At 48.1% G+C, this 18,200-nt stretch carries 14 protein-coding genes; 12 read left to right on the forward strand and 2 right to left on the reverse strand.

Annotation, left to right across the window (positions count from 1 at the left end):
• The first annotated feature begins 276 nt into the window (after positions 1 to 276).
• The 8 genes from secE to rpoC all read left to right on the forward strand — a co-directional run bounded on the left by secE (position 277) and on the right by rpoC (position 12,289).
• Entirely contained in the window at positions 277 to 657 is a 381-nt protein-coding gene (gene secE, locus AC6R03_RS08605; protein ID WP_334555690.1) for a preprotein translocase subunit SecE, read from the forward strand.
• A 12-nt stretch (positions 658 to 669) separates the two neighbouring features.
• Complete coding sequence (nusG, locus tag AC6R03_RS08610; RefSeq protein WP_334555691.1) at positions 670 to 1,218, forward strand: transcription termination/antitermination protein NusG; 549 nt, start codon at positions 670 to 672, stop codon at positions 1,216 to 1,218.
• Between the two features lie 159 nt (positions 1,219 to 1,377).
• Positions 1,378 to 1,806: a 50S ribosomal protein L11 gene (gene rplK / locus AC6R03_RS08615; protein WP_334555692.1), complete on the forward strand. Its 429-nt coding sequence runs from the start codon at positions 1,378 to 1,380 to the stop codon at positions 1,804 to 1,806.
• A gap of 4 nt (positions 1,807 to 1,810) precedes the next feature.
• On the forward strand, positions 1,811 to 2,512 hold the full coding sequence (rplA, locus tag AC6R03_RS08620) for a 50S ribosomal protein L1 (RefSeq protein WP_334555693.1): 702 nt from the start codon (positions 1,811 to 1,813) through the stop codon (positions 2,510 to 2,512).
• 300 nt (positions 2,513 to 2,812) lie between these two features.
• Positions 2,813 to 3,307 carry a 50S ribosomal protein L10 gene (rplJ, locus tag AC6R03_RS08625; RefSeq protein ID WP_487903413.1) on the forward strand — a complete coding sequence of 165 codons (495 nt, stop codon included), beginning with the start codon at positions 2,813 to 2,815 and terminating at the stop codon, positions 3,305 to 3,307.
• Between the two features lie 58 nt (positions 3,308 to 3,365).
• Complete coding sequence (rplL, locus tag AC6R03_RS08630; protein WP_334555695.1) at positions 3,366 to 3,734, forward strand: 50S ribosomal protein L7/L12; 369 nt, start codon at positions 3,366 to 3,368, stop codon at positions 3,732 to 3,734.
• 232 nt (positions 3,735 to 3,966) lie between these two features.
• Positions 3,967 to 7,995 carry a DNA-directed RNA polymerase subunit beta gene (gene rpoB, locus AC6R03_RS08635; protein WP_500631030.1) on the forward strand — a complete coding sequence of 1,343 codons (4,029 nt, stop codon included), beginning with the start codon at positions 3,967 to 3,969 and terminating at the stop codon, positions 7,993 to 7,995.
• A 91-nt stretch (positions 7,996 to 8,086) separates the two neighbouring features.
• Positions 8,087 to 12,289: a DNA-directed RNA polymerase subunit beta' gene (rpoC, locus tag AC6R03_RS08640; RefSeq protein ID WP_487903415.1), complete on the forward strand. Its 4,203-nt coding sequence runs from the start codon at positions 8,087 to 8,089 to the stop codon at positions 12,287 to 12,289.
• 179 nt (positions 12,290 to 12,468) lie between these two features.
• Here the strand turns inward: rpoC and rsd are convergent, their stop codons facing one another.
• Positions 12,469 to 12,963 carry a sigma D regulator gene (rsd, locus tag AC6R03_RS08645; RefSeq protein WP_334555727.1) on the reverse strand — a complete coding sequence of 165 codons (495 nt, stop codon included), beginning with the start codon at positions 12,961 to 12,963 and terminating at the stop codon, positions 12,469 to 12,471.
• 177 nt (positions 12,964 to 13,140) lie between these two features.
• Here rsd and nudC point away from each other — a divergent pair, with 177 nt between their 5' ends.
• The 4 genes from nudC to AC6R03_RS08665 all read left to right on the forward strand — a co-directional run bounded on the left by nudC (position 13,141) and on the right by AC6R03_RS08665 (position 17,036).
• Entirely contained in the window at positions 13,141 to 13,944 is an 804-nt protein-coding gene (gene nudC / locus AC6R03_RS08650) for an NAD(+) diphosphatase (protein WP_500631031.1), read from the forward strand.
• Positions 13,945 to 14,162: 218 nt separating this feature from the next.
• Positions 14,163 to 15,230, forward strand: coding sequence for a uroporphyrinogen decarboxylase (hemE, locus tag AC6R03_RS08655; RefSeq protein WP_500629416.1), 1,068 nt, complete (start codon positions 14,163 to 14,165; stop codon positions 15,228 to 15,230).
• 104 nt (positions 15,231 to 15,334) lie between these two features.
• Positions 15,335 to 15,970 carry a TetR/AcrR family transcriptional regulator gene (locus tag AC6R03_RS08660; protein ID WP_334555700.1) on the forward strand — a complete coding sequence of 212 codons (636 nt, stop codon included), beginning with the start codon at positions 15,335 to 15,337 and terminating at the stop codon, positions 15,968 to 15,970.
• Between the two features lie 103 nt (positions 15,971 to 16,073).
• Positions 16,074 to 17,036, forward strand: a complete 963-nt coding sequence (locus tag AC6R03_RS08665) for a DHH family phosphoesterase (protein WP_500631032.1) — start codon at positions 16,074 to 16,076, stop codon at positions 17,034 to 17,036.
• Positions 17,037 to 17,047: 11 nt separating this feature from the next.
• On the opposite strand, the gene AC6R03_RS08670 is transcribed toward AC6R03_RS08665, so the two are convergent.
• Entirely contained in the window at positions 17,048 to 18,139 is a 1,092-nt protein-coding gene (locus tag AC6R03_RS08670; protein ID WP_500625714.1) for a murein hydrolase activator EnvC family protein, read from the reverse strand.
• Positions 18,140 to 18,200 lie beyond the last annotated feature (61 nt).

The following is an 18,200-nucleotide window of genomic DNA, read 5'->3' on the forward strand; positions in this document are numbered from 1 at the left end:
ATTTAGACAAATTAGCTGAAGTCTTCGGAAAATCTTGGAATAAGATTTGACGAACCAGTAGCAAAGAGGGCATCATTTGATGCCCTTTTTCTGCACTGAAGATAATGTTTGCTGATTTGTTGTTCATGCAAGCATTACGCAGAGAAATTTTGATTAAAAACTGGGCGTTTTGATCAATAAAGAGTACGTCGACCAGTAATGATTGGCGTGTATGGATTTGCCCTGCAACAGCGGGGTTGTTGTCGTCTATATTAAGACTAATGACAGGCTGGTTTTATGAAAGCTAATAATGCTGAAACTCCTGAAAGCTCAAATAGCGCAGATATCTTTAAGTGGATTGTCACTTTTGTTCTGCTAGCTGCCGCTGTTGTGGGTAATTACCTGTACGGTGAACTCTCTGTAGTGATTCGCGCTGCAGGTGTTGTTGTGCTAATCGCTGCGGCATTGGGTGTGGCTGCTACAACAACGAAAGGTAAAGCTGCGATTGATTTTGCTAAAGAATCTCGCATGGAAGTTCGTAAAGTGGTTTGGCCTACTCGCCAAGAAACTATGCAAACAACTTTGATCGTTTTAGCTGTAAGTATTGTAATGGCTCTAGCACTTTGGGGCATTGACGGCATTATGGTTCGTCTTGTTGCCTTTGTGACTGGGGTATAGAGGTTTTAATTCATGAGTGAAGCTCCTAAAAAACGCTGGTATGTGGTTCAAGCCTTCTCTGGATTTGAAGGCCGCGTAGCTCAGTCTCTTCGTGAGCATATCAAAATGCATGGCATGGAAGAGCTGTTTGGTGAAGTGCTAGTCCCAACAGAAGAAGTTGTGGAAATGCGCGCAGGTCAACGTCGTAAATCTGAGCGTAAGTTCTTCCCGGGCTATGTTCTAGTCCAGATGATCATGAACGATGAATCATGGCACTTAGTACGTAGTGTGCCGCGTGTCATGGGCTTCATTGGTGGTACCTCAGATCGTCCAGCTCCTATCTCTGATAAGGAAGCTGACGCTATCTTGAATCGTCTTGAGAAAGCGAGTGAAGCACCTCGTCCACGTACTATGTACGAAGCGGGTGAAGTGGTTCGCGTGACCGACGGTCCATTTGCTGACTTCAACGGTACGGTTGAAGAAGTGGATTACGAGAAGAGCCGCCTGAAAGTGTCTGTATCGATTTTTGGTCGTGCAACACCAGTTGAGCTTGAATTTGGTCAAGTTGAAAAACATGATTAATTAATGACCTTTTAGGGTTGTGTAGGGCGCGGATTATGACTATAATTTCGCGCCTTATTATTTTGGCTGAAGCCCAGCTTCAATCAAAGTAGCAAGTATTGACATCAACGGGGAGCTGTTCAGTCGAATAGCGTCTGTACCCAAAATTTAGGAATTATCATGGCTAAGAAAGTTGAAGCTTATATCAAGCTGCAAGTTGCTGCTGGTATGGCAAACCCAAGTCCACCAGTTGGTCCTGCACTAGGTCAACACGGTGTGAACATCATGGAATTCTGTAAAGCGTTCAACGCGAAAACAGAATCTCTAGAGAAAGGTCTACCAACTCCAGTTGTTATCACTGTGTACAGTGACCGTTCTTTCACGTTCATCACTAAGACTCCACCTGCTGCAGTTCTTCTTAAGAAAGCGGCTGGCGTTAAGTCTGGTTCAGGTCGTCCAAACACTGAAAAAGTGGGTACTGTTACTGATGCTCAAATCCAAGAAATCGCAGAAACTAAAGCTGCTGATATGACTGGTGCTGACATCGAAGCGATGAAGCGTTCTATCGCAGGTACTGCTCGTTCAATGGGCCTAGTGGTAGAGGGTTAATAAGATGGCTAAACTAACTAAGCGCATGCGCGTAATCCGCGAAAAAGTTGACGTAACTAAAGAATACGAAATCAACGAAGCTGTAGCACTTCTTCAAGAGCTAGCAACAGCGAAATTCGTTGAGTCTGTAGACGTTGCTGTTAACCTTGGCATCGATGCTCGTAAATCTGACCAGAACGTACGTGGTGCAACTGTACTACCTCACGGTACTGGCCGCGATATCCGCGTTGCAGTGTTCACTCAAGGTGCAAACGCTGAAGCAGCTAAAGAAGCTGGCGCAGATCTAGTGGGTATGGAAGATCTTGCTGAGCAAGTGAAGAAAGGCGAAATGAACTTTGACGTTGTTGTTGCTTCTCCAGATGCAATGCGCGTTGTAGGTCAACTAGGTACTATCCTAGGTCCTCGCGGTCTAATGCCAAACCCTAAAGTTGGTACTGTAACTCCTAACGTTGCTGAAGCGGTTAAGAACGCTAAAGCGGGTCAGGTTCGTTACCGTAACGACAAAAACGGCATCATCCACACGACTATCGGTAAAGCAAACTTCTCTGCAGAGCAGATCAAAGAGAACCTAGAAGCACTTCTAGTGGCTCTGAAGAAAGCTAAGCCATCTTCAGCGAAAGGTGTTTTCCTGAAGAAAGTCAGCATCTCTACAACAATGGGTGCTGGTGTTGCTGTTGATCAGGCTAGCCTGAACACTCAAGCATAATATATTTGCTTAGGCGCAAAATTAATGTATAATTTTGCGCCTAATATTTGTGGTTGGGGCTGAACTTTGGTTCATTCAATTCGTTAAGAATTGGCTGTGAATTATGACCCAGTCTCCGTCCAAGACCGTAGGTGTCTGAATTTGTTTTACAACTTCAGGCTTAATTCTCCTACGTAGATGGTGCCCGAACTGACAGAAAGCTCTATGTAAATAGTTACCTTTCTTCTGGGAAGCACCTCAATAGCTCTCACTGTTGTGATAATAGTGAGTGGTGTAACAACAACCAGGAGTAAATCCAAGATGGCTTTAAACCTTCAAGACAAAAAAGCAATTGTTGCTGAAGTCAACGAAGCTGCCAGTGGTGCACTTTCTGCAGTTGTAGCTGATTCTCGTGGCGTTGAAGTAAGCGCAATGACTTCACTACGTAAGCAAGCTCGTGAAGCTGGCGTTTACGTACGAGTTGTTCGTAACACTCTAATGCGTCGTGCGGTTGAAGGTACAGACTACGAGTGTCTAACAGACACTTTCACTGGTCCTACTCTCATCGCGTTCTCTAACGAGCACCCAGGTGCTGCAGCGCGTCTTTTCAAAGACTTCGCTAAAGAGAACAAAGACTTCGAGATCAAAGCTGCTGCATTTGAAGGCGCGCTAACTGACGCTGAAGTACTAGCGACACTACCAACTTACGACGAAGCGATTGCACGCCTAATGATGTGCATGAAAGAAGCTTCTGCTGGCAAGTTGGCACGTACTATCGCTGCTATCCGCGATCAAAAAGAAGAAGCAGCGGCGTAAGCCTTGCTTTTTACTGGTTGCTAATTAAACTTATTGTTGATTTTAAAAGAGAATTGTTATGTCTATTACTAACGAGCAAATCCTAGACGCAATCGCAGAAATGTCTGTGATGCAAGTTGTTGAACTAATCGAAGCGATGGAAGAGAAGTTCGGCGTATCTGCTGCTGCTGCTGTTGTAGCTGGCGGTGCTGCTGCAGGCGAAGCTGCTGCTGAGCAAACTGAATTCGACGTAATCCTAGAATCTGCTGGCGGTAACAAAGTTGCTGTAATCAAAGCAGTACGTGGCGCAACTGGTCTAGGCCTTAAAGAAGCTAAAGCTCTAGTAGACGGCGCTCCAGCACCTCTAAAAGAAGGCGTTGAGAAAGCTGAAGCTGAAGCTCTTAAAGCTCAGCTAGAAGAAGCAGGTGCAAGTGTTACTGTTAAGTAATTACTGCATAGTTTCTTAGCCTAACGGCTAATGGCTGGTGGTTTTCTAACCACCGGCCTTTTTGCGCTGTAGGGCATAGGTGAATTTTCCGCTGTTTAGTCACCTAAGCTTAAGCAAAAAAACATTTCATTGTTGCTTTATGAAATGTCACTACTGTTAAACAGTTGTTCAGTCACTGTCTCCTAATGATTTGAGACAGTTTGGGTCACTTATCAGCGAGCTGAGGAACCCCATGGTTTACTCTTATACCGAGAAAAAGCGCATCCGTAAGGACTTTGGTACTCGTCCACAAGTTTTGGACATTCCATACCTGCTATCGATCCAGCTCGATTCGTTCGAAAAATTCATCGAACAGGATCCTGAGGGGCAATACGGTCTTGAGGCTGCTTTCCGTTCTGTATTCCCAATCCAGAGCTACAACGGCAATTCCGAGCTGCAATACGTTAGCTACCGTCTTGGTGAGCCAGTATTTGACGTGAAAGAATGTCAAATCCGCGGCGTTACTTATTCAAAACCACTACGCGTAAAACTTCGCCTAGTTATTTTTGATAAAGACGCGCCAGCAGGTACTGTCAAAGACATTAAAGAACAAGAAGTCTACATGGGCGAGATTCCGCTTATGACAGACAATGGTACCTTCGTAATCAATGGTACCGAGAGGGTTATCGTATCCCAGCTGCACAGAAGCCCAGGCGTATTCTTCGACAGCGATAAGGGTAAGACCCACTCATCGGGTAAAGTTCTTTATAACGCACGTGTTATCCCTTACCGTGGTTCATGGCTTGATTTTGAGTTCGATCCTAAGGATAACCTATACGTACGTATCGACCGCCGTCGTAAGCTACCCGCTTCGATCATTCTGCGCGCACTAGGTAAGACGACAGAAGAGATCCTAGACATCTTCTTTGAGAAGGTGAACTTCGAAGTGAAAGACCAAACTCTATTGATGGAGTTGGTCCCTGATCGCCTACGTGGCGAAACAGCGACATTCAATATCGAAGCCAACGGTACGGTGTATGTTGAACAAGGTCGTCGCGTGACGGCTCGCCACATTCGCCAGCTTGAAAAAGATGGTGTGGACCATATTGAAGTACCGGTTGAGTACATCGTAGGCAAAGTGGCATCAAAAGATTACATCAATGAAGCCACTGGCGAGATCATTGTTGCAGCTAACCAAGAGATTAGCCTAGAAGCACTCGCGAACCTGTCTCAAGCAGGTCACAAAGCGCTTGAAGTGCTCTTTACTAACGATCTTGATCACGGTCCATTCATGTCTGATACCTTGCGTATCGACAGCACCGTTGATCGCATCTCTGCGCTAGTTGAAATCTACCGCATGATGCGCCCTGGCGAGCCACCAACGAAAGAAGCGGCAGAAGCTCTGTTCGAAAGCCTATTCTTCTCTGAAGAGCGTTACGATCTATCGACTGTTGGTCGTATGAAGTTCAACAGCTCTATCGAACGTGAAGATGCTGGTGAGCAAGGTACTCTTGATGAGACTGATATCATCGAAGTGATAAAGAAGCTTATCGCTATCCGTAACGGCATCGGCGAAGTGGACGATATCGACCACCTAGGTAACCGTCGTATCCGTAGCGTTGGCGAAATGGCTGAAAACCAATTCCGTGTTGGTCTTGTTCGTGTCGAACGTGCGGTTAAAGAGCGTCTAAGCCTTGGCGATCTTGATGCTATCATGCCTCAAGACCTGATCAACGCTAAGCCTATCTCAGCGGCAGTAAAAGAATTCTTTGGCTCTTCACAACTGTCTCAGTTTATGGACCAAAACAACCCACTATCAGAAGTAACGCACAAGCGTCGTATTTCTGCATTGGGTCCTGGCGGTCTAACTCGTGAGCGTGCTGGCTTCGAAGTACGTGACGTACACGTAACGCACTACGGTCGTCTATGTCCTATCGAAACGCCTGAAGGTCCAAACATCGGTCTGATCAACTCTCTGTCTGCGTTTGCGCGTTGTAACGAGTACGGTTTCCTAGAAACTCCATACCGTCGCGTTGTTGATGGCGTAGTAACAGACGAAGTGGATTACCTATCTGCTATTCAAGAAGGTCAGTACGTTATCGCTCAGGCGAACACGGTTCTGACTGAAGAAGGCACATTTGCTGAAGAGCTGATCACGGCTCGTCAGAAAGGTGAATCTGGTCTACACCCACGCGAACATGTTGATTACATGGACGTTGCAACCAACCAGGTTGTATCTATCGCTGCATCGCTTATCCCGTTCCTAGAACACGATGATGCGAACCGTGCATTGATGGGTGCGAACATGCAACGTCAGGCTGTTCCAACACTGAAGGCTGACAAGCCTCTCGTTGGTACGGGTATCGAGCGTAACATCGCGGTTGACTCTGGTGTGACAGCGGTAGCGAAACGTGGTGGTGTTATCCAGTCAGTGGACGCATCGCGCATCGTCGTTAAGGTTAACGAAGAAGAGTTGATTCCTGGCGAAGCGGGTATCGATATCTACAACCTAACGAAGTACACACGTTCAAACCAAAACACGTGTATCAACCAGCGTCCATGTGTGATGCCAGGTGAGTCTGTACTACGTGGCGACGTTCTAGCTGATGGTCCTTCAACAGACCTTGGTGAGCTAGCGCTTGGTCAGAACATGCGTATCGCGTTCATGCCTTGGAACGGTTACAACTTCGAAGACTCGATCTTAGTGTCTGAGCGCGTCGTTCAAGAAGACCGTTTCACAACGATCCACATCCAAGAGCTATCTTGTGTGGCGCGTGATACTAAGCTTGGCGCAGAAGAGATCACAGCTGACATTCCAAACGTAGGTGAGTCTGCTCTGTCTAAACTTGACGAGTCAGGTATCGTATACATCGGTGCTGAAGTGAAGGGTGGCGACATCCTAGTTGGTAAAGTGACGCCGAAAGGTGAAACTCAGCTGACGCCTGAAGAGAAGCTATTGCGTGCTATCTTCGGTGAAAAAGCATCAGACGTGAAAGATACGTCACTGCGTGTACCAAACTCTGTTTCAGGTACCATCATCGATGTTCAAGTCTTTACTCGTGATGGCGTAGAGAAAGACAAGCGTGCGCTTGAAATTGAGCAGATGCAGCTGAAAGAAGCGAAGAAAGACCTAACTGAAGAATTCCAGATTCTTGAGGGTGGCCTTCTTAACCGTGTGAGAGCTGTCTTGATTGACGGTGGCTACGCGGAAGCGAAACTTGACGCAACGGATCGTAAGAAGTGGCTTGAGTTCACGCTAGAAGACGACGCACTACAAACTCAGCTAGAGCAATTGGCTGAGCAGTGGGACGAGCTAAAAGCGGACTTCGATAAGAAGTTTGAAACTAAGCGTCGTAAGATCACACAGGGTGATGATCTTGCTCCTGGCGTACTGAAGATTGTGAAAGTTTACCTCGCGGTGAAACGTCGCATTCAGCCTGGTGATAAGATGGCGGGTCGTCACGGTAACAAGGGTGTAATCTCTAAGATCAACCCTGTTGAAGACATGCCATACGATGAGAAAGGCCAACCGGTCGACATCGTTCTTAACCCACTGGGTGTACCTTCGCGTATGAACATCGGTCAGATCCTAGAAGTTCACTTAGGTCTGGCGGCGAAAGGCATCGGTGACAAGATCAACCAGATGGTGAAAGAGCAGCAAGAGCTGGCTAAGTTCCGTGACTTCCTACAGAAAGTCTACGACCTTGGCGAAACGCGTCAGCAAGTGGACATTGCTTCACTATCAGATGACGAAGTACGCACGCTGATCGGCAACCTTCGTGGTGGTCTACCAATCGCGACACCAGTCTTTGACGGTGCGAACGAAACATCAATTAAAGAGCTACTGAAACTGGGTGATCTACCAGAATCTGGTCAGCTAACACTGTTTGATGGTCGCACTGGTGATGCGTTTGAGCGTCCGGTAACCGTAGGTTACATGTACATGCTCAAACTGAACCACCTTGTTGATGACAAGATGCATGCTCGTTCAACCGGCTCATACAGCCTAGTTACTCAGCAGCCACTTGGTGGTAAAGCTCAGTTCGGTGGTCAGCGTTTCGGTGAGATGGAAGTATGGGCACTTGAAGCATACGGTGCTGCTTACACGCTACAAGAAATGCTAACCGTTAAGTCGGATGACGTGAACGGCCGTACGAAGATGTACAAAAACATCGTCGACGGTAACCACAGCATGGAACCTGGTATGCCAGAATCGTTCAACGTATTGTTGAAAGAGATTCGCTCGCTAGGTATCAACATCGAGCTAGAAGACGAAGAGTAATCCACCATCTCTGAGACAGAGATAAATTGGGTTATTTGGTAGAAGGTGCCTGTCTTGGCGGGCATCTTTTAACTCCTTACAGGAGCTGATTGTGAAAGACTTATTAAACTTTCTAAAAGCACAGCATAAGACCGAAGAGTTTGATGCAATCAAAATCGGTCTATCTTCACCAGACATGATCCGTTCATGGTCTTTCGGTGAAGTGAAAAAACCTGAAACGATCAACTATCGTACGTTCAAACCTGAGCGCGATGGTCTGTTCTGTGCGCGTATTTTTGGCCCAGTAAAAGACTACGAATGTCTTTGTGGCAAATACAAGCGTCTGAAACACCGTGGTGTTATCTGTGAGAAGTGTGGCGTTGAAGTTACACAAACTAAAGTTCGTCGTGACCGCATGGGCCACATCGAGCTTGCTTCACCAGTGGCTCACATCTGGTTCCTAAAATCACTGCCGTCTCGTATCGGTCTACTGATGGATATCCCTCTACGTGATATCGAACGTGTTCTTTACTTCGAAATGTACGTGGTAACAGAGCCGGGTATGACGGATCTAGAAAAAGGTCAGATGCTTACTGAAGAAGAGTATCTGGATCGTCTAGAAGAGTGGGGTGATGAATTCACGGCTAAGATGGGTGCAGAAGCGATCAAAGACCTACTAGCGTCTATGGATCTACCTGCTGAAATCGAAGAGATGCGTGAAGAGCTTCAGTCTACTAACTCAGAGACTAAGCGTAAGAAGATCACTAAGCGTCTGAAGTTAGTTGAAGCGTTCGTTCAATCGGGTAACAACCCAGAGTGGATGATCCTAACTGTGCTTCCGGTTCTTCCGCCAGATCTACGTCCTCTAGTACCACTAGACGGCGGTCGTTTCGCGACATCTGATCTGAACGACCTATACCGTCGCGTGATCAACCGTAACAACCGTTTGAAGCGTCTACTAGAGCTAGCGGCTCCGGACATCATCGTACGTAACGAAAAGCGTATGTTGCAAGAGTCTGTTGATGCCCTTCTAGATAACGGTCGTCGCGGTCGTGCGATCACAGGTTCGAATAAGCGCCCTCTGAAATCTCTTGCTGATATGATCAAGGGTAAACAAGGTCGTTTCCGTCAGAACCTTCTAGGTAAACGTGTAGACTACTCTGGCCGTTCTGTAATCACAGTAGGTCCATACCTTCGTCTGCACCAGTGTGGTCTTCCTAAGAAGATGGCACTTGAGCTATTCAAACCATTCATCTACAGCAAGCTAGAGACTCGTGGTCTTGCGACGACAATCAAAGCTGCTAAGAAAATGGTAGAGCGTGAAGAAGCGGTAGTTTGGGATATCCTAGACGAAGTGATCCGTGAGCACCCAGTACTATTGAACCGTGCACCTACACTTCACCGTCTAGGTATCCAGGCGTTCGAACCTGTACTGATCGAAGGTAAAGCGATTCAGCTACACCCACTTGTGTGTGCGGCGTACAACGCGGACTTCGATGGTGACCAAATGGCGGTTCACGTACCTCTAACTCTAGAGGCACAGCTTGAAGCTCGTACTCTGATGATGTCGACAAACAACATTCTGTCGCCAGCGTCAGGTGATCCGATCATCGTACCTTCTCAGGACGTGGTATTGGGTCTGTACTACATGACTCGTGACAAGATCAACGTGAAAGGTGAAGGCATGTACCTTGCTGGCCCAGAAGAGGCTGAAAAGGCATACCGCACTAAGAGCGCAGAGCTACATGCACGCGTAAAAGTACGTATTACTGAAACCGTTGTTGATGAAGACGGCAACAGCACCACTGAAACCAAACTCGTGGACACCACGATTGGTCGTGCAATGCTATGGCAAATCGTGCCATCAGGTCTTCCATACAGCCTAGTGAACCAAAAGCTTGGTAAGAAACAGATTTCGAACCTGTTGAACGAGGCTTACCGTAAACTGGGCCTGAAAGATACGGTTATCTTCGCTGACCAAATCATGTACGCAGGTTTTGCTTACGCAGCACTATCTGGTGTGTCTGTCGGTATCGACGACATGGTAGTACCAGAGGCGAAGTACACTGAAATCGCAGAAGCAGAGGAAGAAGTACGCGAAATCCAAGAACAGTACCAGTCAGGTCTTGTTACTGCGGGTGAGCGCTACAACAAAGTGATCGATATTTGGGCATCAACCAACGATCGTGTTGCGAAAGCGATGATGGAGAACCTCTCTTCTGAAACTGTGGTTAACCGCGATGGTGAAGAAGAGCAACAAGAGTCGTTCAACAGCATCTACATGATGGCTGACTCGGGCGCTCGTGGTTCTGCCGCACAGATTCGTCAGCTTGCCGGTATGCGTGGTCTGATGGCGCGTCCAGATGGTTCAATCATCGAAACGCCGATCACTGCAAACTTTAAAGAAGGTCTAAACGTACTTCAGTACTTTATCTCAACGCACGGTGCTCGTAAGGGTCTTGCGGATACGGCACTGAAAACAGCGAACTCGGGTTACCTAACTCGTCGTCTCGTAGACGTTGCTCAAGACGTTGTCGTGACCGAGCATGACTGTGGTACGCACGAAGGCGTCGACATGATGCCTCACATCGAAGGTGGTGACGTTAAAGTGGCACTGACTGAGCTAGCGCTAGGTCGTGTTGTTGCTGAAGACGTGATGAAGCCAGGTACTGAAGAAGTTCTTATTCCACGTAACACGCTGATCGATGAGAAGTGGTGTCAAATCATGGAAGAGAACTCAGTAGACAGCATGCGCGTACGCTCTGTTGTAACCTGTGATGCTGACTTCGGTTGTTGTGCACAATGTTACGGTCGTGACCTAGCACGTGGTCACCTAGTGAACCAAGGTGAAGCAGTCGGTGTTATCGCTGCTCAGTCTATCGGTGAACCAGGTACACAGCTAACGATGCGTACGTTCCACATCGGTGGTGCGGCATCGACAGCTGCGGCTGAGAACAGCATCCAAGCGAAGAACGACGGCTCTGTGAAACTCAGCAATGCGAAATTTGTTATCAACAAAGATGGCAAGCTGGTGATCACCTCTCGTGCTTCTGAAATGATGATCATTGACGAGTTCGGTCGTACTAAAGAGAAACACAAATTGCCTTACGGCTCTCTATTGAGCAAAGGCGATGGCGACGCAGTGAAGTCCGGTGAGACCGTGGCAAACTGGGAAGCGCACACCATGCCAATCATCACTGAAGTGGCAGGTCGCATCCAGTTCGTTGACATGATCGATGGCGTAACTGTATCTCGTCAAACCGACGATTTGACTGGTCTATCTTCAAGCGAAGTGACGGAAGCCGCCGCTCGCCCAGCAGCAGGTAAAGATATGCGTCCAGCTATCAAACTTGTTGACGCGCAAGGCAACGATGTATTGATCCCTGGTACTGAAATGCCAGCGCATTACTTCCTGCCTGGTAAAGCGATTGTGAACATCGAAGACGGCGCTGAAGTGGGTGTGGGTGATACACTTGCACGTATTCCTCAGAAGTCAGGTGGTAACCGAGATATCACTGGTGGTCTTCCACGCGTTGCGGACCTATTCGAAGCTCGTAAGCCAAAAGAGCCTGCGATCCTTGCTGAGCACACAGGTACTGTGTCATTCGGTAAAGAGACCAAAGGTAAGCGTCGTCTAGTGATCACTCGTGAAGGTGGTGACACCTACGAAGAGATGATTCCTAAGCACCGTCAGCTTAACGTGTTCGAAGGTGAGAAAGTGGAACGTGGTGATGTGATCGCCGACGGCCCAGAGTCTCCGCATGACATCCTTCGTCTACGTGGTATCCACGCTGTGACGCAATACATCGCGAACGAAGTTCAAGAAGTATACCGTCTGCAAGGCGTTAAGATTAACGATAAGCACATCGAGACTATCGTTCGTCAGATGCTACGTAAGTGTACTATCACACACGCTGGTGACTCAGAGTTCCTAGCGGGTGAGCAGGTAGAATACTCACAAGTGAAGATTGCGAACCGCCAGCTAGAAGCTGAAGGCAAAGAGCCAGCTCGCTTTGAACGTGAACTACTAGGTATCACGAAAGCGTCGCTAGCGACTGAGTCGTTCATCTCTGCGGCATCGTTCCAGGAAACAACTCGCGTACTAACAGAAGCGGCTGTTTCTGGTAAGCGTGATGAGCTACGTGGTCTGAAAGAAAACGTGATTGTTGGTCGTCTGATTCCAGCAGGTACCGGTTTCGCATACCACCAAGATCGTCAAGCGAAGCGTGCACAAGAGCAAGAAGGTCCATCTGCTGAACAAGCAACAGACAACCTTGCAGCATTGCTTAACGCAGGTTTCTCTTCTGAAGAGTAATCATACAGCGACATGAAAAAAGGCACCTTCGGGTGCCTTTTTTGTATTTTGGAATAGAATTTAGTGCCTAGTGCCTAGTGCCTAGTGCCTAGTGCCTAGTGCCTAGTGCCTAGAGGTCGATGTTTGTCGACTTATCGAAGTGAATCGACCTTTAAGTAAATGAGGGGGCTGGTTATAAGTTAAGCGCCGGGTGGAATGGCTAAGCTGTCCGCAATAAGCTGAATGAGGCGATCTTCGACTTCGAAGCGCTCTTCGATTACTTCGCCAATCTCAGACATGTCCGCATCAAAATCGTCTAACGTCTCGTCGTCGCTCACCGCTGCGTACTTATCGGTAAAGTTTAATAAAGGCTCAGTGGTCAGGACAATTTTACCGTAGGTATCGTTTATCTCATCGGTCGCTTCAAAGCCTGTCGAGCGCCATTTATCCATGACCATGTCGTAAATTTTAAAATGACCTTCGGAAATATAGTCGACCAGTTCGCCACAAAAATGTTGCAGTTCAGCAGGGGTAGGGAGTTCGACGACAGCCGTTTTCGAGGAGGTCGGTTGCAAGGCGGCAAGCTTACAAAATTCAACGATCAAACGTTGGCGGCTATCTAACCAATGGTCGATAACATCACTCGATCCGCCCCATTGTTCTTGGGTTCTTTTTAGTTTTCTTAACATGACCAGGCCCTCTTGTCGGATCACCATCCGGATGATCGTTACGCTTTGAAATCAAAGCAGGTTGAGAGAATTAACCTCTTGTCCTTACTAAAATTTATAGCCGGAGATCTTTCCCACTACAAACTCTGGTATGAATTTAGATTGCCAGTAAAATAGACGAACTGCAAGTAAAGGGAGTGGCTGATGTTAAAGAAAAGTGACACGAACCGTATGGGTGATGCTTACTGGTGTGTGGTCTCGGGAAGTGAGCTTTGGTTACCCGGCGGTGCGTTGCCAAAAGGCTGCGCTGAAACCCTCGAATTGCCTGCGTATGAGGCGATAGAAATCGGTCACTACGAAGGGCTTCCCGTCATGTGGCTTTGTGAGGAGTGGGTGGAGCAATCATTACCTCTTACTTCGCTTCGAGAAGCGCTTACGCTACCTGAGGCACTGTTTCTCTTGGCCAGCAAAGCGGTGCAATATGGTCACATGCGTCAGACGATGCGTTTTTGCCCGCAGTGCGGTGGCCGTAACCATCTCAATCACAATCAATTAGCGATGCAGTGTGGTGAATGCCGAACGTTGCATTATCCGCGTATTTTTCCCTGCATTATCGTTGCTGTACGCCACCAAGACTCGATTTTACTTGCTCAACACCCAAGACATCGAAATGGTATGTACACCGTTATAGCGGGCTTTGTAGAAGTCGGAGAGACCCTTGAGCAATGTGTGGCGCGAGAAGTCAAAGAGGAGACCGGGATTGACGTCACCAACGTGCGTTACTTTGGTAGCCAGCCTTGGGCCTTTCCATCGAGCATGATGATGGGCTTTTTAGCCGACTATGCCGGTGGCACATTGAAACCCGACTACAGTGAACTCAGTGATGCGCGGTGGTTTACGGTTGACGCCATGCCGCCCGTTGCGCCAGTCGGAACCATCGCGAGAGCACTGATTGAGCATACGCTTGCAGAGATAAAAAAAACCCTCCGAGAGGGAGGGGGTAAGTAAGATGTCGTTATGAGATGCTGAACACGGAGATGTTCAGTTTATAATTGTAGTTTTCGCTAGCAAACAAATATTTAACACTCCAATGCGTTGAGCGCAAATTAAGCACTGATTTAATAGTAAATAACTTGATCTGGGTTGCAAAGCACACCGCTTTTGAGAGCTAAACAGTGTTAGAATACGAGCGATAAAAAGTCAGCTTAAATGATTGGAAGAACAGAATGACAGAACTCAAAAACGACCGTTATCTTCGTGCTCTGCTCAAAGAGCCTGTTGATTACACCCCGGTATGGATGATGCGCCAAGCGGGTCGCTACCTGCCAGAATACAAAGCCACGCGCGCGCAAGCGGGTGATTTTATGTCACTGTGTAAAAACGCAGAGCTGGCCTCAGAAGTGACACTTCAACCGTTACGTCGCTTTCCACTTGATGCCGCGATTTTGTTCTCCGATATTTTGACGATTCCAGATGCGATGGGATTAGGCCTCCGCTTTGCTGCGGGTGAGGGCCCGGTGTTCGATCGCCCGATTGCCTCGAAAGCTGACGTCGATAAAATTGGTATCCCAGATCCAGAAGGCGAACTTCAGTACGTCATGAACGCTGTGCGCCAAATTCGTAAAGATCTCAATGGTGACGTGCCGCTGATTGGTTTCTCGGGTAGCCCATGGACGCTCGCTACCTACATGGTAGAAGGCGGAAGCTCAAAAGCCTTCACCAAAATCAAAAAGATGATGTACGCTGAGCCACAAACCTTGCACCTGTTGCTAGATAAACTGGCGGACAGTGTGATTGCGTACCTTAACGCGCAAATCAAAGCGGGCGCACAATCCGTGATGGTATTTGATACTTGGGGCGGTGTATTGACCCCACGTGACTATCAGCTGTTCTCATTGCAGTACATGCACAAAATTGTCGATGGACTGGTGCGTGAAAACGAAGGCCGCCGCGTTCCTGTCACGCTGTTTACCAAAAACGGTGGAATGTGGCTTGAGCAGATCGCCGCAACAGGGTGTGATGCGGTCGGACTGGATTGGACCATCAACATCGAAGACGCCAAAGCGCGAGTCGGTGACAAAGTGGCACTGCAAGGCAACATGGACCCATCCATGCTCTATGCCTCACCGGAGCGAATCCAACAAGAGGTAGCGAGCATTCTGGCGGGCTTTGGTGATGCGGGCACAGGTCACGTATTTAACCTCGGACACGGCATCCATTTGGACGTGCCACCTGAAAATGCTGGCGTGTTTGTTGAGGCGGTCCACGAGTTATCCAAGCCATACCACAAATAATTGAGTAATCTTTGCAAAGCGCCTGATATGACCAGGCGCTTTTTTGTTATCGGTTACACTAGCCGCTATACTGCTGAAATAACAAGAAAGGATACGGATTATTCATGAAGACTCGCGACAAAATTGTCTTAGCGGCTTTGGAGCTGTTTAACGAGCATGGTGAACGCACCATTACCACCAATCATATCGCCGCGCATATTGATATTAGTCCCGGGAATCTCTATTACCACTTCCGCAATAAGCAAGAAATTGTGCGTGAGATTTTTACGCTCTACTCCAACGAGCTGCTTGAACGTTTCACGCCGATTCAAGGTCAGCAGGAGAGTTTGGTGTTACTTAAGCACTATCTCGACTCTATTTTTACCCTGATGTGGAAATACCGTTTCTTCTATGCCAACTTGCCAGAAATCTTGGGCCGAGATGAACAGCTGCATGATGACTACATTCAAGTGCAGGAGAAGCTGCAAACCAATCTCATTGGGATCATGCACGCCTTTGTCGCTTTGGATTTATTGGATGTCTCTGAGCAAGAAATGCAATCTCTGGTCACTAGCTTACATTTGATTGCGTCCAGTTGGCTGGCGTATCAATCTGCCATGTCTCCACGGACACAGATTACCGAGCAAGTCATTCATCGCGGAATGCTACAAATGATCGCCATTGTGAAGCCCAAAGCGACGGCTCAGGGGCTTGAACAGTTACAATTGTTTGAGGAAGGGGTCAAAGCCATGCATGCTTAACGGCGCGCAGCACTGGCTTTTTCGATCCTAGTTATAACGAATTAAAATTGTTAGATTTTTTAAGACCCATTACAGTATCGAAAGATAAGTGAATGGGTTTTTTATGCATTACGATGTGTTTAATGGCGATGCCGATGGCATCATCGCCTTACTGCAACTGCGCTTAGCGCAGCCGAAAGAGACAACGCTGGTCACCGGCGTCAAACGTGACATCCAATTGCTAGACAAGGTATCGCCACAGCCTGGCGATAGCGTGACAGTGCTCGATATCTCGATGGAAAAAAATCGAGTCGCGTTGGAGAGCTTACTGGATGGCGGTGTGTCAGTCTTCTATGCCGATCATCACCGATCGGGCGACATCCCCGAGCACCCACTGCTCGATGCTCACATCAATCTCGATGCCAACATGTGTACCGCGCTCATTGTCGATCAGTGGCTCGACGGGCGTTTTCACTTTTGGGCCATCACCGCTGCCTTTGGCGACAATCTTATTGCGACAGCGCAGCAGCTAGCTATCCAAGCGGGGCTGGATGGTAAACAAGCCGCGCAGCTACAAGAGTTGGGGACGCTGATCAATTACAACGGTTATGGCGCCAAGATTGAGGACTTGCACTACCACCCGGCAGCACTGTTTAACACCCTTTTGGCTTATGATGATCCTTTTGCTGTGATTGCTGACAAGCACTCCCCATATTGGCAATTAAAAGCCGCTTATCAAGCAGACATGGAGAGGGCATTGTCGGTGGAAGCCAGTTACCGTAGCCCAACATTGAGTGTCTTTGAATTGCCTGATGAACCCGCGGCAAGGCGCGTCAGCGGCGTGTATGGCAACGCGTTAGCGAATCAGGCGCCTCACTCTGCGCACGCAGTACTGACACAAAATCCTGATGGGAGTTTCTTGGTTTCACTGCGTGCGCCTTTGAACAATAAACAGGGAGCAGGGGCGATTTGTTCGGCGTTTGCGACGGGCGGTGGAAGAGAGGGGTCCGCTGGCATCAATGCGCTACCCGCCAATCAATTAGCGACGTTTATTGAACAGGTTGAGGCGTACTATCAGCCGCGCTGAGAATCGCTAGGCTAACGGGTGAGCCACTGACTTGGGTCTTGGGTTTTGCTGTTACGGCGAATCTCAAAGTAGAGGGACGCCTGTGGCTGACCGCCAGTATCACCTGCTAGGGCAATGGTCTCTCCGGCGGTGACTTTGTCGCCTTCTTTTTTCATCAAACTTTGGTTAAACCCGTATAAGGTCATATCGCCTTTGCCGTGATCCAGCAGAACAACCAGGCCATAGCCTCGTAAATACTCCGCAAAGACCACGGTGCCAGAATAGACGGCTTTGACCGATTGACCGTAATCGGCATCAATCACCCATCCCTTCCAGCTTAATTGACCAGTTTGTGGCGCGCCGTAGCGATGTAGGATACGGCCTTTCAGTGGCCAAGGCAGTTTGCCTTTTTGTCGTGCAATACCATCCATCGGCACGGCATTGCGTTTAGCGGCCTTGGCGATTTCCGCTTTTAAGCGCGTCTCATTGCGTTGCAATTCAGAAAGGTAGACTTGGTCGTTGGAAATGCTCTTTTTGATGTTGGCGACCGTGCCTTGGCGACTGGATTGCGTTTTGGTGAGCGCGTTTTTCTGCTCAGTTTGCTGCTTGAGTAGTGCAGCAATTTGCGCTTGTTCTAACTCGAGTTGGCGTTGACTTGACGTTAGCTTTTCAGTAGTGAGTTGCAACTCATCGATGATGTCAGCGCGCTGTTTGGCTAGGTGTTGGAAGTATTGGCTGATGCGATCTTCTTCCACACCACGATTGAGCATATTGGCTGGCGCTTTCGCACGTTCTGTCATGTAATAGGTCTGAATCAACTCGGCAAGCTTGTCGCTTTGGGCTTTTTTTTGTGCTTCTAGCTGATCAATTTGGCGTTGGAGCTCTGCAATGCTCTCTTGGGTTTTCTTTTGTTGCGCCTTGGTCTCAGTGATCTCTTTTTCGAGTCGAGTGATGCTCAGTTCTTGCTGTTTGAGAGACTGCTGAAGCTCATCGAGCTTTTTTTGTTGCGAGGAGAGATTTTGCTTTTGGCGGGAAATCTCGCTACTGACCCCTTTAAGCTCAGAGGTCGAGGCAAAACTGGTCATAGGAAGCCAACAGAGTACGGCGAGAATCCAAACCGTCATCGGTTTCAAAAGCAAACTGCGCTGTCCTTGCCCAACCAATACCATGGCTCTGTCTGTCCTA

This window comes from Vibrio sp. R10-SG-ISO4 (genome assembly GCF_059834135.1).

Bases quoted from the DNA above. Each gene is read 5' to 3' on its own strand.
- secE (WP_334555690.1), top strand. From the start codon at position 277: ATGAAAGCTAATAATGCTGAAACTCCTGAAAGCTCAAATAGCGCAGAT.
- nusG (WP_334555691.1), top strand. From the start codon at position 670: ATGAGTGAAGCTCCTAAAAAACGCTGGTATGTGGTTCAAGCCTTCTCT.
- rplK (WP_334555692.1), top strand. From the start codon at position 1,378: ATGGCTAAGAAAGTTGAAGCTTATATCAAGCTGCAAGTTGCTGCTGGT.
- rplA (WP_334555693.1), top strand. From the start codon at position 1,811: ATGGCTAAACTAACTAAGCGCATGCGCGTAATCCGCGAAAAAGTTGAC.
- rplJ (WP_487903413.1), top strand. From the start codon at position 2,813: ATGGCTTTAAACCTTCAAGACAAAAAAGCAATTGTTGCTGAAGTCAAC.
- rplL (WP_334555695.1), top strand. From the start codon at position 3,366: ATGTCTATTACTAACGAGCAAATCCTAGACGCAATCGCAGAAATGTCT.
- rpoB (WP_500631030.1), top strand. From the start codon at position 3,967: ATGGTTTACTCTTATACCGAGAAAAAGCGCATCCGTAAGGACTTTGGT.
- nudC (WP_500631031.1), top strand. From the start codon at position 13,141: ATGTTAAAGAAAAGTGACACGAACCGTATGGGTGATGCTTACTGGTGT.
- hemE (WP_500629416.1), top strand. From the start codon at position 14,163: ATGACAGAACTCAAAAACGACCGTTATCTTCGTGCTCTGCTCAAAGAG.
- AC6R03_RS08660 (WP_334555700.1), top strand. From the start codon at position 15,335: ATGAAGACTCGCGACAAAATTGTCTTAGCGGCTTTGGAGCTGTTTAAC.
- AC6R03_RS08665 (WP_500631032.1), top strand. From the start codon at position 16,074: ATGCATTACGATGTGTTTAATGGCGATGCCGATGGCATCATCGCCTTA.
- AC6R03_RS08670 (WP_500625714.1), bottom strand. From the start codon at position 18,139: ATGACGGTTTGGATTCTCGCCGTACTCTGTTGGCTTCCTATGACCAGT.